General features: G+C 69.3%; 16 protein-coding genes. 6 read left to right on the top strand and 10 right to left on the bottom strand.

What is annotated here, in order from left to right; genetic code table 11:
* Positions 1–120: 120 nt before the first annotated feature.
* From ACWDR3_RS17170 to ACWDR3_RS17160, 3 genes are all read right to left on the bottom strand, one after another.
* Entirely contained in the window at positions 121–2,280 is a 2,160-nt protein-coding gene (locus ACWDR3_RS17170; RefSeq protein WP_450353302.1) for a ThuA domain-containing protein, read from the bottom strand.
* Positions 2,281–2,282: 2 nt separating this feature from the next.
* Positions 2,283–5,120, bottom strand: coding sequence for a carbohydrate-binding protein (locus ACWDR3_RS17165; protein ID WP_450353301.1), 2,838 nt, complete (start codon positions 5,118–5,120; stop codon positions 2,283–2,285).
* Positions 5,121–5,309: 189 nt separating this feature from the next.
* The gene (locus ACWDR3_RS17160) at positions 5,310–5,789 is read right to left on the bottom strand and encodes a MarR family winged helix-turn-helix transcriptional regulator (protein ID WP_450353300.1); all 480 of its coding nucleotides are present in this window, start codon (positions 5,787–5,789) and stop codon (positions 5,310–5,312) included.
* Between the two features lie 138 nt (positions 5,790–5,927).
* On the opposite strand from ACWDR3_RS17160, the gene wrbA reads away from it, so the two are divergent.
* Together wrbA and ACWDR3_RS17150 are read left to right on the top strand one after the other, a co-directional pair.
* The gene (gene wrbA, locus ACWDR3_RS17155) at positions 5,928–6,530 is read left to right on the top strand and encodes an NAD(P)H:quinone oxidoreductase (protein ID WP_450353299.1); all 603 of its coding nucleotides are present in this window, start codon (positions 5,928–5,930) and stop codon (positions 6,528–6,530) included.
* 134 nt (positions 6,531–6,664) lie between these two features.
* Positions 6,665–7,927, top strand: a complete 1,263-nt coding sequence (locus ACWDR3_RS17150) for a cytochrome P450 family protein (RefSeq protein ID WP_450353298.1) — start codon at positions 6,665–6,667, stop codon at positions 7,925–7,927.
* 24 nt (positions 7,928–7,951) lie between these two features.
* On the opposite strand, the gene ACWDR3_RS17145 is transcribed toward ACWDR3_RS17150, so the two are convergent.
* The 5 genes from ACWDR3_RS17145 to ACWDR3_RS17125 form a co-directional block, all read right to left on the bottom strand.
* Positions 7,952–10,150: an alpha-galactosidase gene (locus ACWDR3_RS17145; RefSeq protein WP_450353297.1), complete on the bottom strand. Its 2,199-nt coding sequence runs from the start codon at positions 10,148–10,150 to the stop codon at positions 7,952–7,954.
* A gap of 78 nt (positions 10,151–10,228) precedes the next feature.
* Complete coding sequence (locus tag ACWDR3_RS17140) at positions 10,229–11,578, bottom strand: ABC transporter substrate-binding protein (protein ID WP_450353296.1); 1,350 nt, start codon at positions 11,576–11,578, stop codon at positions 10,229–10,231.
* 76 nt (positions 11,579–11,654) lie between these two features.
* Positions 11,655–12,593 carry a carbohydrate ABC transporter permease gene (locus ACWDR3_RS17135; RefSeq protein WP_450353295.1) on the bottom strand — a complete coding sequence of 313 codons (939 nt, stop codon included), beginning with the start codon at positions 12,591–12,593 and terminating at the stop codon, positions 11,655–11,657.
* 14 nt (positions 12,594–12,607) lie between these two features.
* Positions 12,608–13,627 (bottom strand): carbohydrate ABC transporter permease, encoded by a 1,020-nt coding sequence (locus ACWDR3_RS17130; protein ID WP_450353294.1) that lies wholly within the window; start codon positions 13,625–13,627, stop codon positions 12,608–12,610.
* A 93-nt stretch (positions 13,628–13,720) separates the two neighbouring features.
* Positions 13,721–15,814 carry a fibronectin type III domain-containing protein gene (locus ACWDR3_RS17125; protein WP_450353293.1) on the bottom strand — a complete coding sequence of 698 codons (2,094 nt, stop codon included), beginning with the start codon at positions 15,812–15,814 and terminating at the stop codon, positions 13,721–13,723.
* 403 nt (positions 15,815–16,217) lie between these two features.
* Between ACWDR3_RS17125 and ACWDR3_RS17120 the strand changes: the two genes are divergently transcribed.
* Positions 16,218–17,369: an ROK family protein gene (locus ACWDR3_RS17120; protein WP_450353292.1), complete on the top strand. Its 1,152-nt coding sequence runs from the start codon at positions 16,218–16,220 to the stop codon at positions 17,367–17,369.
* A 65-nt stretch (positions 17,370–17,434) separates the two neighbouring features.
* Positions 17,435–19,765, top strand: coding sequence for a glycoside hydrolase family 95 protein (locus ACWDR3_RS17115; protein ID WP_450353291.1), 2,331 nt, complete (start codon positions 17,435–17,437; stop codon positions 19,763–19,765).
* A 19-nt stretch (positions 19,766–19,784) separates the two neighbouring features.
* Here ACWDR3_RS17115 and ACWDR3_RS17110 read toward each other — a convergent pair whose 3' ends face one another.
* Positions 19,785–20,543 carry an SDR family NAD(P)-dependent oxidoreductase gene (locus ACWDR3_RS17110; protein WP_450353290.1) on the bottom strand — a complete coding sequence of 253 codons (759 nt, stop codon included), beginning with the start codon at positions 20,541–20,543 and terminating at the stop codon, positions 19,785–19,787.
* A gap of 29 nt (positions 20,544–20,572) precedes the next feature.
* Entirely contained in the window at positions 20,573–21,775 is a 1,203-nt protein-coding gene (locus tag ACWDR3_RS17105; RefSeq protein WP_450353289.1) for a mandelate racemase/muconate lactonizing enzyme family protein, read from the bottom strand.
* A gap of 101 nt (positions 21,776–21,876) precedes the next feature.
* Between ACWDR3_RS17105 and ACWDR3_RS17100 the strand changes: the two genes are divergently transcribed.
* Complete coding sequence (locus tag ACWDR3_RS17100) at positions 21,877–22,845, top strand: LysR family transcriptional regulator (RefSeq protein WP_450353288.1); 969 nt, start codon at positions 21,877–21,879, stop codon at positions 22,843–22,845.
* Between the two features lie 104 nt (positions 22,846–22,949).
* Positions 22,950–23,828 (top strand): SMP-30/gluconolactonase/LRE family protein, encoded by an 879-nt coding sequence (locus tag ACWDR3_RS17095; RefSeq protein ID WP_450353287.1) that lies wholly within the window; start codon positions 22,950–22,952, stop codon positions 23,826–23,828.

Raw genomic sequence — 23,828 nt, 5'->3', positions numbered from 1 at the left:
TTGCCGCGCTCGCCCCCCCCGCGCCCTCTCGCCCCCTCCCCCCGCCCCCCCGCCGGCCGCCCCCCTCCCCCGCGGGGGGGTGCGGGGGCCCCCCCCCCCACGGCTCCGGTGTGCGAAGGGTCAGTTGCGCGCGTTCAGGAACCGGTCCGCCCAGTAGGCGGTGCGGTCCAGGTAGGCCGTCTCGGCCGCCGGTCCGGTCAGTCCGTACGCTCCGTCGTACGTCTGGTATCTGTGGCCGGCGGGCGGGGTCGCGTCGGCCGGTTCGATCGAACTGCCTTCGTGCCATTCGTTGAAGGACGTCACCGACACCCAGGTCGGCGGGCCGCCGGTCTCGGGTGCGAGGGCGTTGCCCCACTGCCGGTCGTAGGCCGCGCCGGCGGCGCGGTCCACGGTGGGGGTCGTGTTGCCGGGTACCGCCCGGTCGTCGATGTACCCGGGTGCGACCGACGGGGACCAGATGAGGTTGTTGGCGCGGGCGTAGTCCCCCGCCTGCTTCCAGCCCGGGGCGGTGGCACCGGCGATGCCGTCGTAGGTGTACAGCCCGGAGAAGTGCTGGATCTTGCTGGTGTCGGTGGTCTGGGCGAGCACGATGCTGCTGCCGGTGACCTGGTCCAGTGCCGTCCAGTCGGTGACGTCGAGACTGCTGAAGACGTAGAAGGCGCCCTTGTCACCGTGGTCCGCGGAACGGTAGAAGGCGGGGTGGCCGCCGTACGTGGTGTTGATGTACCGGATGTCGTCGGCGGTAGAGGCACCGGTGCGGCCGGCGTACGGCTCCAGGTGCCAGGCCACCTTGACGCCCTCCTTCTGCGCGGCGTCCAGGACGCCCCGGGCGATCCGGTCCTCGTAACTGCCCTGTCCCCACCAGCTGTAGACGATGACACCGGCGCCGGACCGGGCGACCCACTTCATGTGCTGTGCCACGGCACCCGCGTAGTCGGCGGAGTCGTACGGGCCGAGCGCCGGGTACAGGTCGGCGCCGATGTCGTCGGGCGGGGTGTGGCCGCCTTGTTGCCAGTGCCGCCAGTCCCCGTTCACCACCGGGCTGCCGTACCAGGGGTAGTAGAAGAGATGCACGTTCTGGTTGAGCGCCTTGGCGACCGGGGTGGTGCCCAGGGTGAAGGTGTCGATGTCGAAGAGCGATCCGCTGCCGCCGGTGAATCTCAGGAAGAGGGAACCCGACGCGGAGGACGTCAGCGTGGTCGAGACAGTCGTGAAGGTGTCCCAACTCCCGGTCACCGGTACCCGAACCGACCCGAGCAGCGTGCCCGTGGCCGAGCCGGAACGGATCTCGACCGTGCCGCCCGCTCCCGCCGAGGACACCTTGGCGGTGAAGGTCGAGGCACCGGCGGTGGAGACGTTCGCGTAGCCCGCCCAGTCGCCGTTCTCGATGTAACCGAGGGTCTGCCCACCGCTCGCTCCCGCGTGGGCGGCCGTCTGGACACCGGAACCCGAGGTGAACGCCTCTCCCTCGACGGTCCGACTGCCGGACGGCGGCGAGCAGTTGCCCGGTGCCGCGCCCGCCGTGTACCGCACGGCGCCCAGCAGCAGGCTCCGGAAGGCGGCGTCGCTGTAGGACTCGATGGTGTGGCCGAGCCCCGTGTAGAAGGAGCGGCCCTTGCCCTGCGGGTGGCACCAGGTGATCGGGTGGTCGGCGCCCATCTCGCCGCCGCTGTAGGTGCTTTCGTCGAGGGACTGCAGGACGTGCACGCCGGACCGCGGATTGGTGCGGTAGTTGTACCACTCGTCGGTGCGCGTCCAGGTCGGGGTGAGATGCGCGGTGGCCGGGTGGGTGCGGTCCTCGTTCTTCACCGTGGCCTGCTGGATGGCGGGATGGCTCTTGAAGTACGCGCCCACCAGCTGGTTGTAGTAGGGCCAGTCGTACTCGGTGTCGGCCGCCGCGTGGACGCCCAGGTAGCCGCCGCCGTTGTCGACGTAGGACTGCAGGGCGTTCTGCTGGGTGTCGTCGAGGACGTCGCCGGTGGTGCTGAGGAAGACGACCGCCTCGTACGAGGCCAGGTTCGCTGTGGTGAAGGCGCCGGCGTCCTCGGTCGCCGTGACGGAGAAGTTGTTCTGCGTACCGAGGGTGCGCAGGGCGTCGATGCCGGCGGGGATGGCGTCGTGCCGGAATCCGGCGGTCTTGGAGAAGACCAGTACGTCGAAGTCGGCCGCCGCCTTGGTGGGGCCGGCGTGTGCCGTCACCGCAGGCAGGGACAGGGTGCAGGCCGTGGCCAGGGCGAGAGCCGCCAGCCGCCGGGCGGTGCGCCAGGTGCGTCTGATCATGGTCAACTCCCCTTTCGTGCCGATGCGTTCAAGGTGAAGGTGTCGATGTCGAAGAGCGATCCGCTGCCGCCGGTGAAGGACAGGAAGAGCGGGCCCGAGCCACTGCCGCTGAGCGTCGTGCTGACGGTGGTGAAGGTCTCCCAGTCGCCGGTCACCGGGACGGCGACCGAGCCGAGCAGAGTTCCGGTCGCCGAGCCGGAGCGGATCTGTACGGTGCCGCCGGCTCCGGCCGAGGAGACCTTGGCGGAGAAGCCGGAGGCTCCGGCGGTGGAGACGTTCGCGTAGCCCGCCCAGTCGCCGTTGTCGATGTACCCGAGGGTCTGCCCGCCGCTGGCCGCCGCGTGGGCGGCTGTCTGGACACCGGAACCTGAGGTGAACGCCTCCGCCTCCTGTGCGGCGCCGGTGGCGGCGGTGCCGAACGTGAAGGCGTCGAGGTCGAAGAGGTTGCCCTGGCCAGTCGGTCCGCGGAAAACCAGGAACAGCTCGGTGCTGCCGGCGGGGATGTTGGACAGTGCCGTGGAGACGTCGGTGAAAGTCTCCCAACTCCCGGTCGGCGGCACGGTGGTGGTGCCGAGGAGGGTGCCGGTGGCGGATCCCGCGCGGATCTCGATGGTGCCGCCGGGGCCGGCCGAGGAGACGCGGGCGGTGAACCGGTTGGCGCCGGTGAGGGCGTACGGCTTGAAGGAGATCCAGTCGCCGTTGTCGGTGAACCCGACGGTTCTGCCGCCCTCGGCGGGACCGTGCGTCGCGGCTTCGATGCCGGACTGGGCGGTGAAGTGCTCTGCCTGCCGGTGGCGGGGTTGCAAGGTGCGTACGGAGTGCCCGGTGAGCCCGCCGTTGTCGGTGTACTCGGCGTCGAACACGCCGTAGAGGTTGGCGGCGCTGTCGTGCTCGCCGTCCTGGGGGATGTTGAGGGTGCCGGAGCAGCCGTTCGCGGAGGTGATGGAGTGGGTGTGGCTGTCGTGGCCCAGGAGGTAGGTGACCTTGACCTTGGCGCAGTCGACGCTGCCGTCCTCGGGGTCGGTGGCCTGGACGCGGAAGGGCACGCTGTCGCCGAAGGAGAACAACTGGCCGTCGGCCGGGGTCTGCAGCGTGACCGTCGGAGCGGTGTTGCCGGCGGTGACGACGAGACTGGCCGTGCCCGCGAGGCCTTCGGGGTCCTTCACCGTGAGCGTGGGACGGAAGGTCCCGCTGGTGGTGTACGTGTGGCTCGGGCTGGCCTGGGTGGAGGTGGCTCCGTCGCCGAAGTCCCACGAGTAGGTCAGGGCCCCGCCCTCGGGGTCGCTGCTGCCCTGGGAGGAGAACTGCACCGTCAGCGGCAGGGCGCCGGAGGTCTTGTCCGCGGCCGCCTTGGCCACCGGATTGCGGTTGCTGCCTCCGACGTACTCGATCCGGTACAGGGCCTGGTTGTTGTTCCCGGTTCCGTAGTCGAGGACGTACAGCGCGCCGTCGGGCCCGAAGTCCGTGTCGATCACCTGGGTGCCGTTCCAGGGGAAGTCCTCGATGGTCCCGTACGTGCCGTCGCTCTTGACCTCGATCGACTTGATCCACTGCCGTCCGTACTCGGCGGCGAGGAAGCGACCGTCCAGGGACTGCGGGAACTTGACGGAGGAGTTGAGGTTCGGGTCGAACCGGTAGACCTCGCCGCCCATCGGGGACTCCGAGCCGCCGCCGAACTCGGGCGGCGATCCGTCCCCGCCGTACCTGATCCAACTCGCCTTGGCGGGCGGCAGTTTCGACTGCCCGGTGTTGCGGGCGGAGTTGTTGGTCGGGCCGCCCGCGCAGTCGTACTTGGCGCCGGACGGTCCGCTCGGGAACGTGTACTCGTTGTACGTCTCGGCGGTGGTGTTGGTGCCCGTGCAGTAGGGCCAGCCGTAGTTCCCCGGCGCGGTGATGCGGTCGAACTCGACCTGGCCGCCGGGACCTCGGGCGGGATCGGCACCACCCGCGTCGGGACCGTAGTCGCCGAGGTAGACGATTCCGGTGGCCCGGTCCACGGACATGCGGAACGGATTGCGGAAGCCCATGGCGTAGATCTCGGGCCGGGTACCCGAGGTGCCGGGTGCGAAGAGGTTCCCGGCCGGGACGGTGTAGCCACCGGCGGCGGTGGGCTTGATACGAAGGACCTTGCCACGCAGGTCGTTGGTGTTGCCGGAGCTGCGCTGGGCGTCGAACTGCGGGTTGCGGTCCGCGCGTTCGTCGATGGGCGCGTATCCGGCGGAGTCGAAGGGGTTGGTGTCGTCGCCGGTGGTCAGATAGAGGTTGCCGGCCGCGTCGAAGTCGATGTCCCCGCCGACGTGGCAGCACTGGCCCCGGTCGTTGGCGACTTCGAGTACGACCTTCTCGCTCGCCAGGTCCAGGGTGCCGTCGCTCTTCATGACGAAGCGCGAGAGGTTCAGGTGCCCTTTCCACGGCTCGAAGTCCGCGGCGCTTCCGGTGGTCGGAGCGTCTCCCGCCGGAGTGTTGAGTTTCGGCGAGTAGTAGGCGTAGACGTACCGGTTGGTCGTGAAGGCAGGGTCGACCGCGATGCCCTGGAGGCCCTCCTCGTCATGGGTGTAGACGTCGAGTTGGGCGGCCACCTTGGTGTTGCCGATGGCGTCGGTGAGGCGGATCGTGCCGTCCCGTGCGGTGTGCAGGGTCGAACGGTCCGGCAGGACGGCCAGGGACATGGGTTCCCCCAGTTCGGCCGCACCGCCCGCGAGTTGTACGTGTTGGTAGTCGCCGGGCGGGATGTCCTGGGGCGCGGCGGACGCACCCGAGGGTGACACCGCGGCGATCGCTGGGAGGATGAGTGCGAGGGCGGTGAGCCATCTGAGCCCCGAGCGGGGGCGCTGAGACATGACAGAGCTTCCTTCCTGACGGTGGGGAGTCAGGCAAGGCGCGCGCCGGCCGCGCTTGCCGCGTGCATCAGCGGTGCTCTGCTGCAGAGTATTTGCGTGAAGTGGTCGTCCGATTTCTTACTTCTGCAGGCGAATTGCATGCTGGCGATCCGTCAGGAGTTTGTCAACTCCCTGGACAAACTTGGCAGTTCAGAGCGGACGGCCGGAGCCGGTCCGGCATCGGGAGGCGAGCGGTTCGGCCACCGCCTGCAACTCCTCCGCCAGCCTCTGGACCAGGGCGGGATCGAGCTGGTCCATGACGCGTCGGCGCGCGCTGGCGAGATGGGCCGGATAGGCATCCACCAGCCGCTGCCGACCGGCCTCCGTGAGGACGGCCATGCTCCCCCGCGCATCCACCGAAGGGGTCCGCTTGACCACCAGACCCTGCGCCCGCAGGCTCTCCACGAGCCGGGTGATGCGGCTCGCGGACAAGCCCGTGGCGCCGGCCAGGTCGGTCATGCGCATGCGGTCGCCGTCCGTCTCGGAGAGGTTCATCAGGACGAGGTACTGGCTGAGCGACAGGCCCGTGGAGCGCAGCAGATCCTCGTGCAGAGCGCGCGGCAGCGCCACGAGCACCCTCTGCAGTGAGCGCCAGAGACGTTCCTCCGCGCTGCTCAACGGTGTCGACATCACCCATCCCCTCCCTCCCCAAGCCCCGGTACGACCACTCCAGCATACCTATTATTTGCTTGACAAAGCATTTCCAGGCGAGTGAGGATACTTGCCCAAGCAAGCAGTAGTGCGGCAGTGCAGCGAGAGGAAATTCCGATGTCCCCCAAGATCGCAGTCATCTACTACTCGTCGACGGGCACCGTGCACGAGTTGGCCGAGTCGGTGGCGGAAGGTGCCCGCAAGGAGGGTGCGGAGGTGCGGCTTCTGCGCGTGTCCGAGCTCGCCCCCGAGGAGGCCATCGCCGCCAACGACGCGTGGTCGGCGCACGCCGCGGCCACCAAGGACGTGCCGGTGGCGACCCAGGCCGATATCGAGTGGGCCGACGCCGTGATATTCGGCAGCCCCACACGGTTCGGCAACATCGCCAGCCAGCTGAAGCAGTTCATCGACACGCTCGGCGGGCTGTGGGCGCAGGGCAAGCTGGCCGACAAGATCTACAGCGGCTTCACGGCCACCGCCACCGCGCACGGCGGCCAGGAGTCCACCCTGCTCGCGCTCTACAACTCCGTGCACCATTTCGGCGGCATCATCGTCACCCCCGGCTACACGGACCCGGTGAAGTTCGCCGACGGCAACCCGTACGGCACCAGCCATGTCAACGGTCAGGGCGCGATCCCCGTCGACGACACCGCCCGGGCCGCCGCGCTGTACCAGGGCAAGCGGGTGGCCGCGGTCACTGCGCAGTTCAAGGGCGCCTAACCAGACGCGCGACCTTCCGCATACCGGCGCCGGTCATGTGGATGGCCGTCGTCGGCGTGCGGCGCGTTGCGCGACCGTCGGACAGCAGGCGGCGCTTGCCGGTGAAGAGCAATGAATTCGGGTGGGAGATCTCGATGACGACAGGTGATCCGCGCGACGGGGAGAACGCCGAGTCCCGCGAGGGCGGCGGTCCGTTGCGGACGGTGCTGGAAGGCGGCTTCTTCCAGGCGAATCCGCATGCGGTGCTGAGGGAGTTGACGGACTCCGCGGCCGCGCACCGCTGCGAACCGGTGGGCGCGCCACCGCAGTTGCTGATCACCGGTTACGAGGCGGCACGCCAAGTCCTCACCGATCCGCGGGTGTCCAAGCGGAGCGAGCGCGCGGGTCTGGAGCCCGGCTGGCTGATGAGCGGGGTCCGGGACGAGGTCGGGGTCGACTACATGCTGACCGTGGACCCGCCCGAACACACCCGGCTGCGCAAGGTGGTGACGCGTGCCTTCACACCGTTGCGGGTCGAGGCGCTGCGGCCCCGCACGCGGGAGATCGCGGGCCGGCTGGCCGATGACGTACTGGCCAAGGAGTCACCGGAGTTGGTCGACGGCTTCGCCGCCCGCGTACCGATCGCCGTGATCTGTGAACTGCTCGGTGTGCCGCTGGACGACTGGGACAGGTTCCGCTGGGCCTCGGAGCAGATCGTGGCTCCGGTCGCGGGCAAGGACCGGGAGGAGGCCTACGTCTGGATGAGCGGGTACCTCGCGGAGCTGATCGCCGGCGAGCGGGCCGAGCCCGGACAGGATCTGCTGAGCGTGCTGGCGAACGACACCGACGAAGACCGGCTCACCGACGCGGAGTTGGTCGGCATGGCCTTCCTTCTCCTGATCGCCGGGTACGAGACGACCGCCCATCTCATCGGGGCCGTACTCCTCGGTCTTGCCCGGCGGCCGGAGCTGCTCGACTCTCTGCGCGCCGATCCCTCCCTCGTGCCCGCTGTGGTGGAGGAGTTCCTCCGCCTGGACGGACCGGTGCTCACGGCGACCGAGCGCTTCGCCACCGAGGACATGCTGGTCGGTGAAGTGCCTTTGCGGAGAGGCGACATGCTGCTGGTGTCCCTCGCGGCGGCCGACCGGGACCCCGCCCGGTTCGAGGAGCCGGACTCCTTCCGACTCGGGCGGTCGGCCGGTCATCTCGCCTTCGGACACGGCGTCCACCACTGCCTGGGCGCTCCGTTGGCGAGGATGGAGGCCGAGGTCGCCGTCACCACCTTCCTGCGGCGGGTGGAGCGTCTTGAACTGGCCGTGGACGAGGGCGACTTGGAGTGGACTCCGGGCTTGCTGATGCACGGAGTGCGGCGACTTCCCGTGTCCGTCACGGTTGCGCGAGACCCGAACGCCCGCTGAGACCCGGTGACTTCGCCGAACTCCTCAGTCTTCGCGACGGACCTCGATGAGCAGTGCCTGCTCCGGGTTCAAGGTCGGCATGGGCAGGCCCGCCGTGGTCAGGACCGCGCCGGGCACGGTGAGCCAGTCCTCCTGCGCGGCCGTCAACCACGGGGGCGACGCGATCTGGTGGAACGAGGGCAGCCCCAGTTCGGTGCGCACGCGGAGTCGGTAGCGGGCGTCGGGGCGCAGGCCGGGGAAGGGCGTGCGACCGGACTGGCCCTCCGGGGAGGTGGCTACTCGCGCCCACGCGTACACCGCACTTGAGCCGTCCTGGGCCACCACCCCGTGCAGCAGACGGGCCTCGTCCTCCAGGTCGGCGCGGACGGTGCGGCCGGTGTGGAGCAGGGGGCGCAGTTCGCGGTAGAGGGCACCCCAGGCGGTCAGCCTGGTCAGCTCCTCCTCAGAACACCGCGCGAGGTCCTGCTCGATGCCCGCGTGTCCGAACAGGGCGGTGATCAGGCGGAAGGTGTCGGAGGTGACGCGAGCCGTCGTGTGGCTGCGTGCCGCGCCCACATGGGAGCCGACGAGTTCGGGCGGGAGCAACTGGCCGGTCCAGTTCTGGATCGCCTGGCGCTCCACGGGGTCGTTGCAGTCCGAGGGCCACACCCGGTCGGTGCGGGCGAGGATCCCCAGGTCGACGCGGCCGCCACCACTGGCACAGCTCTCGATCTCCAGGCCCGGATGCCGCTGCTTGACCGCGTCCAGGAGCCGGTACAGGGCCTCGACCTGCGCATGGGCCGCGGGTCGGTCGCCGGGGGCGTGGACGGCTTCGTGCAGTTCGCGGTTGTGGTCCCACTTCAAGAAGGCGATGTCGTAGCTGCCGACCAGTGCGTCCAGTGACTTCAGCAGGTAGTCGAAGACCTCGGGGCGGGAGAGGTCCAGGACGTGCTGGTGGCGCGCGGACGGGCCGAGCCCCGCGGCGGGGCCCAGGATCCAGTCGGGATGGGTGCGGGCCAGATGGGAGTCGAGGTTCACCATCTCCGGCTCGACCCAGAGTCCGAAGTCCATGCCCAACGCCCGGACATGGTCGGCAAGGGGGTTGAGCCCCTCGGGCCAGACGGTCGGGTCGGCGAGCCAGTCGCCGAGCCCCGCGGTGTCGGCACGCCGCCCGCTGAACCAGCCGTCGTCGAGCACGAAACGCTCGACCCCTACCGCCGCGGCACGCTCGGCCAGCTCCTTCAGCCGGCCGAGGTCGTGGTCGAAGTAGACCCCTTCCCAGCTGTTCAGGACGAGGGGGCGCGGGCCGCGCGGGTGCTGGGGGCGGGCGCGGAGGTGGCGGTGGAAGCGGTCGGCGATGCCGTCCAGGCCGTCCGCCGACCAGGCGAAGTGGCAGCGTGGAGTGCAGTACGTGTCGCCGGGTGCGAGGCGGATCTCGCCGGCACGCAGGAGTTCGCCGCCGCCGAGCGCCGAGGCGTGTACGCCCGCTCCTTCCGGGAGTTGCTCGACGAGGTAGCGCTGGTCACCGCTCCAGGCCACGTGTACGGCCCACACCTCGCCGGTGCGGAACCCGTAGCCCGGTACGCCCACCGTCAGCAGGTAGGGAGAGTCGACGCCGGGCTTTCCGCGTCGCACGTCACGGACATGGGCGCCCTGGTGCAGCGGGCGGCGCTGCGGCGAGCGCTCCCGGCTCCACTTGCCGGTGAAGTCCAGGATCTCGGTGGCCCGGCGCGGCAGGGGCAGCAGGGTCAGGGCGCCGGAGAGGTCGTACGGCGTCGGATCGGTGCTGTCGCCTTCGGAGCGCTCAGCACGGGAGAGAACGGCGTCGGCGGTGAGGATCCCGTGGGCGTCCAGGGTGTAGGTGAGCGTGATGTCCAGGCCGGACGCGGCCTCGGTCAGCCGCAGTTCGAGTTCGCCGCCGCCCTCGGGGTCGGCACGGTGGGTGACTCCGGAAAGGGTGGGGCGGGGCGCGGTGGCGGTGCCGGCCAGGTGGCCGTGGTGGGCCGGGGTGCCGGACCAGCCGTCGGCCTCGGTGGGCCAGACCGTGAAGCGGCGCGGGATGTCCAGCGCGTTGTTGAGCAGCGCGGGTTCGGCGGTCAGGCTCAGCGCCGTCAGGTCCTCGGTGGTCAGCTCGCCCAGGTCGGCTCCCCAGTGCAGGACTCGGGGCACAGGTTCCGTGAGTTCCACGGCGAAGCAGGTGCCGGCCGCGCGCAGGCTGACGATTCGCGCGGGGGTGGTGGCCATACGTTCTCTTTTCGGGAAGGGCGGCAGGACGCGCCGTACGGGCCGCGTCCGGGCCGTGGTGCGCCGAGCGGGCGGCGGTCACTTCTCGTTCAGGATGCTCTCCGTCTTGGCCTGCATCTCCGCGAAGACGCTGTCGTCCTTCTGACCGGCGAAGTAGGCCTCGATCATAGGCTCGATCGCGTCCTGGAGGGCAGCGCCGTTGTTGAAGTCCGGCGAGGGGTAGAGCTCCTTGTTCTTGAGCATGTCGGTGAAGACCGTGAGGTCGACGCCCTGCGCCTTGAGGGACTTGGCGGAGGCGTCCATCGAGGCGGGGATGGACGGGAAGAAGGTGCCGGTCGCCGACGCCTTGGTCTGGCAGGCCTCGGAGCCCATGTAGGAGACCCACTTCCAGGCCAGGTCGGGGTTCTTCGTGCCCGCCCAGATGGTGTTGCCGTTGGAGTTGCTGAAGACCGCACGGGTCTTGCCGTCGGGGCCGAGGACCGTGGGACCGATACCGACCTTGACGTTGGGGATCTTGGCGAAGGTGGACGCCGACCAGGATCCGCCGGTCTCCATCGCGACCTTGCCCGAGGAGAGCAAGTCGACGTCGGACACGGTGTTGGTGAACGTACCGATCTTGGGTGCGTAGCCCTTGGACACCAGGGTGCGGATCCAGTCCATGGTCTTCACCAGGCGCGGGTCGTTGTAGTTCAACTCGGTCGGCCAGTTGGCCTTGTTGCCGAGCCGCCAGCCCGTCGTGGAGACGAAGGAGCTCCAGGTGGACTGGCCCAGGAAGTCCTTGGCGGCGAGCTGGCCGAAGCCGTAGGTCTTGATGTGCGCCTTGTCGAAGCCCGGCTGGTCACCGCGCCGGCCCTTGGTGTCGAGGGTCAGATGGGCGATCATCTTGCCGATCGTGCCGCCGTCGTCGGGGTTCCAGTTCAGCTTCTGGACGTCGGCGACGGAGTAGCCGGCCTTGGTGAGCATGTCGGTGTTGTAGTAGAGGCCGGTGGCCGCCCAGTCCAGGGGCAGGCCGTACTGCTTGCCGTCGGTGTACTTCCAGGAGTCGACGCCGACGGAGAAGCGGGACAGGTCGAAGTCGTCCTTCTTGATGTAGTCGTCCAGCGGGAGCAGTTGGTTCTGGTCGGCGTACTGCGGGAAGAACTGGACGCTGTTCTGGAACGCGTCGGGTGCCTTGCCGGCCACGAAGCCGGCGGTGAGCTTGGTGAAGTAGTCCACGACGTTGTACTGGGTGATCTTCACCTTGGTGCCGGGGTTGGCCTTCTCGAAATCCGTGGCGCAGACCTTGTAGGCGGCCGCCTGCTTGTCGTCCCAGGTCCACCAGTTCAGGGTCCCGGAACCGGAGCCGCTGTCGGAGTCGGAGGAGCAGGCGGAGAGGACGGCCGCGAGGGTGAGGGTGGCTCCGAGGGCCACGGCCTTGCGAACTCTCATGGTTCGTTCCTTCTTTCACTGATCACTTGAGGCCGGCGAAACCGGCTGATCACTTGAGGCCGGAAAAGCCGGCTGATCACTTGAGGCCGGAGAAGCCGATGGAGTTGACGATGCGTTTGCCGAAGGCGATGAAGAGCAGCAGCATCGGCAGCGCCGCGATGAGGGCGGCGGCCATCAACCCCGCCCAGTCGGGGGCGGCTTGGGGTGAGGACTGCTTGAACACGCCGAGGGCGAGGGTGAGGGGTTGGACGCTCTGGTCGTTGGCGATCAGCAGCGGCCAGAAGTAGTCGTTCCAGGCGTTGACGAACATCAGCAGCGACACGGTGGCGATCGGCGCGGACGACATCGGCAGGATGATCCGGAAGAAGATCCGCAGCGGCCCGGCGCCGTCGATGATGGCGGCTTCCTCGACCTCGGTGGACAGGCCGAGCATGAACTGCCGCAGGAAGAACAGCGCGAAGGCCTGGAACAGCCCGCCGGGGAGGATGAGTCCGGCGAAGGTGTCGGTGAGTCCGAGGTCCTTCACAAGGACGAAGTTGGGCAGCAGCGTGAACACGCTGGGCACCATCAGGGCGCTGATCAGGATGTTGAACACCAGGTCGCGGCCACGCCAGTGCAGCCGGGAGAACGCGTAGGCGGCGGCTGCCGAGAGCAGCACGATGAGCGCCGTCTGCACGGACGCGTAGATCAGCGAGTTGCGCAGGTAGATCGCGATGTCGAGGGTGGCGCCCGAGCCGCCCTGGGCCTGTGCCTCGGCGGTGGAGGCGATGCCGAGGACGCGTTCGAAGGCGCCCCAGGTGAAGCCCACCGGCAGCGGCGAGGACGGGTTGGTCGCGAGCTGGTAGTTGTTCGACAGCGCGGTGCGCAGGATCCAGTAGAAGGGGAAGAGGGTGACGAGGACGATGCCGGCGAGGTAGATCCAGGCCACGGCCCTGCCGGGCGAGAACCTGCGGGTGTCCCTCGGGAGCCGGCGTTGCGGGACGGCCGCCGGGCCGGGTGCGACGGTGACTGCCATGGGGGCGGCCTCCTTCAGCTCAGGTCGGATTCGTTGGCTCGGGCGAGCCGCAGTTGGGTGAAGGTGACCGCGATGAGCAGGGCGAACAGGGCCAGCGACATGGTGGCTGCGTAGCCGAAGTCGAACTGGCGGAAGGCCTTGCGGTAGATGTACATCTGCAGCACGTTCGAGGCGTTGGCCGGGCCGCCTTCGGTGGTGACCTGGACGATGTCGAACACCTGGAAGGAGTTGATCACCGTCAGGACGACCACCATGACGAGGATCGGCCTCAGCAGGGGCACGGTCAGCCGGCGGAACATCTGGATCTCGCTCGCGCCGTCGACCCGGCCCGCCTCGTAGATGGTCGGCGGGATGGTCTGCAGGCCTGCGAAGATCAACAGGGCGTAGTAGCCCATCCACTTCCAGACGCTGATCGCGGCGAGCGCGGGGATCGCCCAACCCCCGCTGCCGAAGAACAGGATGGAGTGGCCGGTCAGGTGTTTCAGGGCGATGTTGACGATGCCGAGGGTCGGGTCGAGCATCCACTGCCACACCAGGGCGGCGATGACGTTGGAGATCAGGAACGGCAGCAGGATCACTCCGCGCAGCGCCGACGAGCGCGTCACCCGGTCGAGCACCACCGCCGTCACCAGCGAGATCACCGTGCCGAAGGCGACGGACAGCAGGACGAAGTAGGCGGTGACGAGCAGGGAGTGCCAGAAGACGTCGTCCCCGAACAGCTCCCGGAAGTTGGCGAGGCCGACCCATTTCGGCGGGCTCAGGACGTGGAACTCGGTGAAGCTGAGATAGATGCCGCGCAGAGTCGGATAGGCGTAGAAGGTCGCGAAGCCGATCACGCTGGGCAGGATGAGCAACAGGGCGACCGGCAGGTCCCGGCGGCGGGCCGCCGCCGACCTGGTGGCGGTGGGGCGCCGGCCCTTCCTCGGTGAACTCTTCTTCCTGACCGGCGAGTTGGCTGTGGTGGCCACCGCGCCCGACTCACCGGGGCGCGGTTTCACCGGCGTTGCGTGGTTGCCCTGTGATGTGACCACCACAGCACCCTCCTTAGTGCGGTACGAATGCATGCGGTACGAATGCATGCGGTACGAATGCGTGCGGTACTGATGCGTGCGGTACGAACGGTTGGATCAGACGGTGATCTTGTCGATGTCGGGTGCGTAGTCCGTGGCGTTGCCGAAGCTGAGCGTGTTGTCCCCGGCCTTCAGCGGCACCGCGAGGGTGAGCGACTGCGGGGCACCCCAGTTGTTGTCGTTGGTGCCCGGCACCGGGATCTGGAGAGTGGTGTCGCCGACCTTGAGGTTGATGACCCGGCTGGAGTCGCCGTCCACGTAGTCCAGCTTCAGCAGGTACGTGCCGTCCTTCGGGGCGCTGACGTGCGTGACGGCCACCTCGCCGCCGCCGAGGTTGCCGATCTTCCGGCCGCCGGAGCAGGCGTCGCAGCCGGCGACCACGGCGTTGCCGGTGAGCGGGTTGCCGGACGCCTCGGCCTCGTAGGCGGTGGGACCGCCGGCCGCGGGTGTGGTGAGCGCGAGGGCTTTGCTGGGCGCCGAGGTACGGCCCCTGGCGTCACGGGCGACGACCGTGAACTCGTGGGCGTGGGCTGCGCTGAGGCCGTGGACGGTGGCCGTCGTACCGGAGGTCGTGGTCACCGGTCGACCATCGGCGTAGACGGTGTAGCGGCTCACGGGCGAGGTGCCGGTGTTCACCTTGTCCCAGGCCAGCGAGACGCTCGTCGCGGTGGCGGCGGTGCCGCGCACGCCCAGCGGAGTACCGGGATTGGCGCCCTGCCGGGTCGGGGTGAACGTGAAGAGGCGTGAGCCGTGCGCCGGGAGGTTCTGGGTCAGCCGCTCGGAGACGCGGCCGAGGTTCTTGTGCTGCCACAGGTCACGGACGGCGGCCGGGCCGCTGATGCCCAGGTCGGCGAAGTCGGCGGTGACATCGGCGGCCGCGGAACCCAGGTTGAACAGGGCGACCGTGTAACTGCCGTCGGGATTGCGGGTGTACCAGGTCTGCTGGTCCGAGGTCTGGCTGACCGGCCGGGCCGGCAGGCCGGACTGGTTCACCGCGATCACCTCGTCGTTGGTGAGCAGCTTCAGCCCGAAGGGGTCGAGCTTGGTGAGGTCGTCGCCCGAGTACAGGGGCGCCGACTCGATGGCCCACAGCGTCATGTAGCTCTGCCGCTCGGCCTCGGTGAGGCCGTCCATGGCGCCGACTCCCACGTTCAGGGAGTCGAGGTTGTTCCAGTGACCGGGCCCCGCGTCGTCGATCCACTGGACGACGTCGTTCCAGCGGCCCTTCACGGAGTTGTTCCAGGTGACGAGCGTGTCGCAGTAGCACTCGACGTCGGTGTCGATCCGCCAGCCGTTGGAGTTGGCCTTCCAGGTCTCGGCCTTGGTGTGGCTGAGCGACCAGGACAGTGTCAACTGGATGCGGCGGCCGGTCTGTTGGAGCGCGGTGTGCCAGGCCTTCACGTCCGGGGTGTTGTCGTGGTCCGCGTCGCCCTGCCAGGAGCCGGGGCCCACGCCGTCGACCTTGAGGAAGTCCACGCCGTAGCCCGCGAGTTGGTCGGCGAGCGAGTCGATGTACTTCTGCGAGCAGGCGTTGGTGAAGTCCATCTTGTACGCGGAGTTCCACCCGTTGGTCTTGCGCAGGTCGGGATAGACGAGGTCCGCGGTGGTGCAGCCGGGTGCGTTGTGGATCGAGGTCGTGCCGTCGCCGTACGCGGCGGGGTCGAGGCCGACGGCCAGGTAGAGCCCGTACTTGAGGCCCTTGCGGTGGAGGTGGTCGCCCAGGGACTTCATGCCGTGCGGGAACGTGGTGGGGTTCGCGGTCGGGCGGGCGTACTGGTCGAAGCCGTTCGCCCAGCCCGCGTCCACGTTGATGTACTCGTAGCCGTGCGACTTGAGCTTCGAGGCGACCACGTCGGCCTGCTGCTTGATGTGCGCCTCGGTGAGCCAGTTCACCCCGCCGTAGCCGGGATAGCTGGTGGCCTCCAGGCTCCAACTGCTCCAGCCCATGTACGGCTTGGCGGCCAGGACGGCCTGCTGGTGACCTGCGTCGGACGATGAACTCGACGTCATCGGAGAGGCGTCCGCCGCGGTCGGCGCCGCGAGGGACACCACGAGCGCGGTGGCGGCCAGGACGGGCAGGCGGCCAAGGCGCACACCGCCCGCACGGAGTCTGTGGCGTACGGATGACGTGGGTCCTGCTGGACGAGCCATGTGTTTACTCCATCTCGGCGCGAAAGGGCACGGCGAGGCCCGGGGAAGGACCGGAAGTGCCCCTGCGCGGTCAGCCGCATGGGGAATTGGTGAGTGGGCGTTCGGCTCCGCCCAAGTGGCCGTAAGGCAGCGCCCGTTCGGGAGCGCGGCCCGCGATGACTTACGCGGCCGGTCGAGGAGGAAACCGGCCGCGACCTGCATCGGTGGACGTCCCATCCACCTGACGTGAGGTGCCGCGAATGTAGCCACGCTTTTCTTCCAGCGTCAACATATTGCGCCGCCCGAATAACCGACATTCGCGGAAAGAATGGATCAGGATTGGGGAGATGAGTGCGGAAGACGGGCGCTGATCGGCGTTGCACTTCTCCTTTCTTCTTTTCCAATGGAAATGTATGGTCGCCGCATGACGCTCGCCGATCAGCCACCCGCGGCCGCTCTGTTGTTCCAGACCCTGCTCGCGCACGGCCCGCTCACCCGCGCCGAGATCGGCCGCCGCACGGGCCTGTCGCCCGGCGCGATCACCAAGGTCGCCACTCCCCTGCTGACCGACGGCTGGATCACCGAGCTGGGCCGCACGGCCGAGCGCACCGCAGGCCGGCCCGCCACGCTGATCGCGGTGCGGTCCGAGCGGGCCCGTTTCGTGGGCGTGAAGATCACCGGTGACGAACTCATCGGCGTACTGGCCGACTTGACCGCCCGGCCGCTGGCCACCGCCCGGTCCGCGCTCACCTCCCGTGACGTCGGCACGGTCGTCCTGGCCATCGCCCGGCTGGTCGACCGGCTGACCGCGGAGGCACCGCCTCGTGCGGCCGGCGCCCTGCACGGCATAGGCGTCACGATCTCCGGGGACGTCGACGGCCACACCGGCACCGTCCAGTACTCCCCCTTCCTGAACTGGCGCCGGGTGCCCCTCGCCCAACTCGTCGAGACGGCCACGGAGTTGCCGACGGTCATCGAGAACGACGTACGTGCCCTGACCGTCGCGGAACAGTGGTTCGGCGTGGGGGTCGGGCTGTCGTCCTTCGCCCTGGTCACCGTCGGCGCGGGCATCGGCTGCGGTATCTCCATCGGCGGCCGGGTCGTCTCGGGCGCCCACGGTGTCTCGGGGGAAGTGGGTCACCTTCCGGTGGGCGGCACCGACCGCGTGTGCACCTGCGGCAACACCGGCTGCGTCGAGGCCGTCGCCTCCACCCAGGCCATCACGGAACAGGCCCGACAGGCGACGGGCGATCCGGTTCTGACGATGGATCAGGCGGTCCGTCTCGCGCATGCCGGCAACGCCGACGTCCGTGCTGTCTTCGCCCGGGCCGGCCATGCGCTGGGTCTGGCGCTGGCCTCCGTGGCCAACCTCATCGGACCCGAGCGCATCATCATCTCCGGTGAGGGTGTGGCCACTTACGACCTGTACGAGGACCAGATCCGTACGACCTTCGCCGCCCGTGCCTTCGGCGCCGCGGCCGACTGCGACCTCGTCGTCCGCCCCCTGCCCTTCGAGGAATGGGCCCGCGGCGGCGCCGCCGTCGCCGCGCAGCACATCTTCGCCCCCGCCAAATAGCGCGCCGCCACCACGCGTTCACCAGCTGAGCCGTCCGCCGGCACACCGTCACGAAAGTGCACGCCATGCTGAAAGCCTTCTCCGCCCAGGACTTCCGTGCTGTCCACCTCCCGCCCGGCTCGCTCCGGTACGACCGTCCCGCCACCCGTTGGCTCGAAGCGCTGCCCATCGGCAACGGCCGTCTGGGCGGCATGATCTACGGCGGCACCGACCGCGAGCGGATCCAACTCTCCGAGTCCACCGCGTGGTCGGGCGGCCCCTCGACGACGGACGTGAACCCGACCGCCCGACAGCAGATACCGCGCATCCGCGAGCTCCTCTTCGCGGGAAAGCACGCGGAGGCGCAGCGGCTCGCCACCGAGCATCTCCTGGGCAGACCACGGTCGTTCGGCACGAATCTCCCCCTGCCCGAGGTCCGACTGGCCTTCCCCGACGGGACTCCGCCCCGCGACTACCACCGAGCCCTGGACCTGGACACGGGCCTCGCCTCGGTCTCCTACGAGCAGAACGGCGTCCGCTTCACGCGCGAGGTGTTCGCCACCAACCCCCATGGCCTGATCGCGATCCGCCTCACCGCGGACCGCCCCGGAACGCTCTCCTTCGCCCTCTCGATCCAGGACGCCGTACTCCCCGGGGACACGACCACCACGGAATCCCGCGTCGCCTTCAGCGGTCACGCCCACGAGAGCCTGCACAGCGACGGGCACCAGGGCGTCGCGCTGGAGATCCGCGCCCGCCTCGAAGCCGACGGCGGCACCGTGCACCGTACAAACGACGTCCTTCATCTGGAAGGGGCCGACAGCGCGGTCGTCTACGTCGTCGTCGGCACCGACTGGGGCGGGGCGGACCCGCGGGTGCGGGCGGAGGAGCTGCTGTCCGCCGGGCCGGCAGCCGGATACGAGGCGGTGCGAGCGGCACATGTCGCGGACCACCAAGCGCTCATGCGACGGGTGTCCCTGGATCTCGGATCCGCGCCGCCCGACCTCGCGGACCTGTCCACCGACGCCCGCCGCGACCGCCTCGCCGCCGGGAAGGCCGACGACGCTCTCATCGCGCTGTACTTCCAGTACGGCCGCTATCTGACGATGGCCGGTTCCCGCCCCAACTCCCCGCTGCCGCTTGCCCTTCAGGGGCTGTGGAACGACGGCCTGGCCAGCAGCGCCTCCTGGACCAACGACTTCCACCTCGACATGAACACCCAGCAGAACTACTGGGCCGCCGAGCCGACCAACCTCGCCGAGTGCCAGCAGCCGCTGTTCGGTCTGCTGGAACTGCTCGCGGACCACGGCCGGTCCACCGCCGAGGAGATGTACGGCGCACCGGGCTGGGTCGCGCACACGGTGACCAACGCGTGGGGGTACACGGCACCCGGATCCGGCATCGGCTGGGGCATGAATGTGACCAGCGGGGCCTGGCTCGCCCTCCAGTTGTGGGAGCACTTCGAGTACGGCCGTGACGAGACGTTCCTCCGCGAGCGCGCGTACCCGGTGCTGCGCGGGGCCGCCGAGTTCCTCCTCGCCTACGCGGTCGAGGAGCCGGAGCACGGCCTGCTCGTCACCGGCCCTTCGGAGTCGCCGGAGAACTGGTATCTCGCGCCCGACGGCAGCCGGTGCTCGGTGTCCATGGGTCCCACCGCGGACCGGGTGTTCATGGAAGCCGTGCTGCGGATCTGCGCTCAGAGCGCCGAACTGCTCGATGTCGACGCCGACTTGAGGACCAGGATCGCCGCCGCGCGTCGCCTGTTGCCGCCGCTGCGGATCGGGCGGCACGGGCAGGTGCGGGAGTGGCTGCACGACTACGAGGAGGCCGAGCCGAGCCACCGGCACACCTCCCATCTCAGCGCCCTGTTCCCGGAACGCCAGATCAGCCCGCGCGACACTCCGGACCTCGCGCGTGCCGCGGAGGTCACCATCGAGCGCAGGCAGCAGGCCCCGGGCTGGGAGCAGACCGAGTGGGTCGAGGCCAACTTCACCGTCTACTACGCCCGGCTTCTGAAGGGCGATTCGGCCCTCAAGCACCTCACCAGCCTGATCGCGGACGCCAGCGAGGCGAACCTGATGACGTTCTCCGCCGGCGGGGTGGCGGGCGCGGCGCAGAACATCTACTCCTTCGACGGCAACGCCGGCGGCACGGCGGGCGTCGCCGAGATGCTGCTCCAATCCGACGGCCGGGAGGTCGAGTTGCTGCCTGCGCTGCCCGCCGGCTGGCCCGAGGGGAGCGTGTCCGGACTGCGCGCACGGGGCGGCCTCACCGTGGACATCCGTTGGCACGAGGGGCAGTTGGCGGCGGCGCGGATCCACGCGTCACGCACCACGGACGTCCGCGTGCGATACGGCGACGACCTCCTCGACGTTCGCCTCGCCGAGGGAGAGACGCTTGCCCTCGGCCTCGGCTGAAGGCAAGCGTCGGACGGCGTCACTGCGCGATCTGGCCGCCGTCAACGAGCAGGGTCTGTCCGGTCATCGCGGCCGCGTCGAGCGCCACGAACGCGACGGCCGCCGCGATCTCCTCGGCCTCCAGCAGCCGGCCCATCGGGATCTGGCCGATCCACTCCGTCATCCGCTGCGGATCGTCCATCCCGACCGTGTCGAGGATGGGCGTACGGGTCCGGCCCGGCGCGACCGCGTTGACCCGGACCCCGTACCGCGCCCACTCGACCCCGAGCGACCGCGCCAGCTGGGAGACGCCGGCCTTGGCCACGTCGTAGGCCACGTGGTACTCGGGGTTGGAGCCGATGAAGGCGGCGATCGAGGAGATGTTCACGATCGAGCCGGAGCGCCGGCGCACGAAGTGCCGGCCGAACTCACGGCAGGCCACGAAGGTGCCGGTCAGGTCGACGTCGAGGACGCGGTGCCAGATCTCGTCCGTCACGTCGAGGGCATTGTTCTCGTGGGCGATACCGGCGTTGTTGACCAGCACGTCGACGCGGTCGAAGCGCCGTACGACCTCGTCCGCCGCCTCCGCGACGGCCCGCGCGTCGGACACGTCCAGGGGCAGGAAGTCGCCGCCCACCTCCTTGGCGACGGCCGCTCCGGTCTCCGTGTTGCGGTCGGTGACGACGACCCGTACGCCACGGGCGGCGAGCGCCACGGCGATGGCGCGCCCGATTCCCTGGCCCGCGCCGGTGACGACGGCGACTCGCTCGTCGGTGTGCCCCAGGGGCGACTCGGACATCTTGTTCCTTCCGTCGGTGGATCGGGGGGTCACAGGGTTCTGGTGGATCCCACCGCGGGGATCTGCCACCGCACGCGCGCGGCCGGATCGATCGCGGTCGACGCGCCCGGACCGAGCGGACGCTCCATGAGCCCTTCGCGTACGACGCTGCGCTCGACGAAGGCCTCCTGCGTCCAGGGGATGAACTCCACCAGCGGCGGCACCTCCGACAGGACCGTGCCGACCAGGTGCTGGTGCACCTGCATCATGTCGCCGGCGTGCGGAGCCAGGCGCAGTCCGCGTGCCGCCGCGTGCGCGGCGATCTGCAGATATTCGGTCACTCCGCCGACCCGGGTGACGTCGACCTGGACTACCCGGATGGCGTCGGCCGCCATGAAGGAGGCGAACTGGTGGTAGGAGTAGATGCTTTCGCCGGCCGCCACGTCCAGCCGCGTCGACGCCTGGAGGCGGGCGTGCGCCTGGAGGTCGTCGGCGTGGAAGGGCTCCTCGACCCAGTCCATCGCGGCCTCCTCCAGGGTCGGCATGATCTGATTGGCCGTCGAGGTGTCCCAGCGCTGGTTGGCGTCGCACATCAGGGTCACGTCGTCGCCGAGCGCCTTCCGGACCGCGCGTACCCGCCGGGCGTCCTCGCGCCAGTCCGGCCGGCCCACCTTGATCTTCACCCGGGGCCAGCCGTGGTCGACCAGCGCGGTGAGATCCCGTACGAGTTCGCCGTCGGAGAGGTTGAGCCAGCCGCCGTCGGTGTTGTACGCCTCGACGCTCTCCTGCGTGCCACCGAGGAGCCGCCACAGGGGCATGCCGGCGCGCTGGGCGGCGAGGTCCCACAGGGCGATGTCGACCATGGCCAGCGCCATGTGCACGACCCCGGCCCGGCCCATCCAGTGCGTGGGCAGCCAGTACAGGCGCTTCCACGTGCCCAGGATGTCCTCCGACGACGTGTCCAGGAGGGCGTCGGCATAGTAGGAGAGGATCACGTCGGAGAGGAGTTCGGGAGCGCAGTGGACGCCGGAGATCCCCGTGCCCACGCGGCCGTCGGCGGTGCGGATCTCGACGACGGGTACGGTCCAGTGCGCCATGGCGGCGGTGGAGTCGGCGATGGGCCGCTTCAGAGGTACGGCGAGGGCATAGGTCTCCACGGAGGTGATCACCGCACCGTCGTCGCCGCGGAGGAGGTCCGCGCCGTGCGCGGAGAGGATTCCGCGGGCGGTGCCGAAGGAAGTCTGCTCGGTCATTTTTCCAGTCGGCCATGGCCGCGGGAACTCGTCAACGGCGAAAAGCGAATACAGATGATCTGCCGCGCAGATGCCGTGCCACCGAAGGGAATTGCGCACCGGTGGCGGTCCGCCCGCGCGGCGAGGAGGTTGGGTCAATGACGCTCGAACTGGCCTGGTTGCGTACCTGGGTCGAGGTCGTGGATACCGGCGGCTTTACCAGGGCCGCCGAAAAGTTGCATCTGTCGCAACCGCGGGTCTCGGCGCACATCGCGAATCTGGAACGCGAACTCGGCTGTCTGCTCATCGAACGCCGTATCCGGCCCCTCACGCTCACCGACGACGGCCGCGCTCTGCTGGCCCGCGCGCGGGCGGTTCTCGCCGCCGCCGACGAATTGGTCACCGCACGCCAGACGGACCTGGGCAACATCACGGGAACCGTCACGGTCGCGAGCTTCGCCAGCGGGAGTTCGGAATTCCTGCCCGGGGTCATCACGGCCCTGCAGAAGGCGCACCCGCACATCCGGGTGGCGGTCCTGGACGGAGACGTCGACTTCATCGAGGCGGCACTGTCCGAACGCCGGGTCTCGGTGGCGCTGCGCACGATCCGGCCCGAGCCGCACGATCACGCGTTCACCATGCGTCCTCTGTGGCGGGAGCCCTACGTCATGCTCGCCCCGACCGGCCATCCCCTGTTGGAGAAGGACGAGGTCGATCTCGCGGACTTCACCGATCAGCGCGTCATCACGATCGGTGATCCGCTCGCCAACTCGGTGGTCGGTTACGAGGCCGAGGTCGAGTTGCGCATCAAGGACCTGGTCGCGCCGCACGGAATCGTGTCCCATCAGCCGACCACGCTCGGTGCGCGGGTCCGGGCCGGGCACGGAATCGGCATCATCAACTATCTGGGCGGGGTGATGATCCTGCGGGACGGAATGGAGATGCGTCCCATTCGCCACCTCAACCGCTTTCGGGACGTGGGAGTCTGGTGGCATTCGGAACGCCCGTTGGGCGCGGCCGCTCAAGCGTTCATCCGTGCCGTGGTAAAAGCACCGAGGCCGGTCGGCACGACCGCCGTTCCACCGGCTTGATCCGGCCCGGCTCCATTCGCACGACGAATGCCCGACATCCGTTAATCGGCGTTGACGATCACGGGTGACCGGGGCGAGGTTGAGGGAAAACGAATGGAGTCGCGATGGCCAATGTCCAGACGTACTCGAATCTCGAAGTGGCGGTCCGCAGCGATACTTCGGACGTGGGTGAGGGCCCGGTGTTCGATCCGCGCACCGGGCATCTTCTCTGGGTCGACATCTACGGCCGCAGGTTCTACGACGACGATCTGTCCACCGGTCGGCAGACCGTCACGGAGGTCGGCACGATGGTCGGCGCGGTCGCGCCCCGAGCCGACCAGGAGGGCTTCGCCGTCGCGGTGGCGGACGGGTTCGGTCTCGTCACCGAGGCCGGGCTGACGCTGGTCGATCCGGTGCTGCCCGAGCCGAACCTGCGTATGAACGACGGCAAGGTGGACTCCTACGGCAGGTTCTGGGCCGGCAGCAACGACATGGAGTTCGCGCCGGGCCTCGGCCGGCTGCACCGGTGGGACGGGGTCGGGCCGAGCGAGGTCGTCGTCGACGACCTCATGCTGCCGAACGGGCTCGGCTGGAACGCCGAGGACACCGTCTTCTACCTCGCCGACAGCTACGCCAACCTCCTCTACCGAGCCGATTTCTTCGCCGAACCGGGAGAGCTCGGCCGCCTCGAAGTGCTGACGAAGACCGAGGGCGTCGGCGTGCCCGACGGCCTCGCCGTCGACGTGGAGGGGTGCTTCTGGGTGGCCATGCACGGGGGCCGCGAGGTGCGACGGTACGACCCGACGGGACGGGTCGTGGGGGTCGTACCGGTGCCCGTGCTCCAGCCGACCAGTTGCGCCTTCGGCGCGGACGGCCGCCTGTTCATCACCTCCGCCCGCAATGGTCTGTCCACCGAGGAACTGGCCAACTCCCCTTTGTCCGGCTCGGTGTTCGTCGTCGAGACCGGCACGGCGGGCGTCCCCGTCCGGCCGTTCCGGGGCTGA

The sequence above is a fragment of the Streptomyces sp. NPDC001002 genome, assembly GCF_053599215.1.
This window is presented reverse-complemented; position numbering and strand designations above follow the sequence as displayed.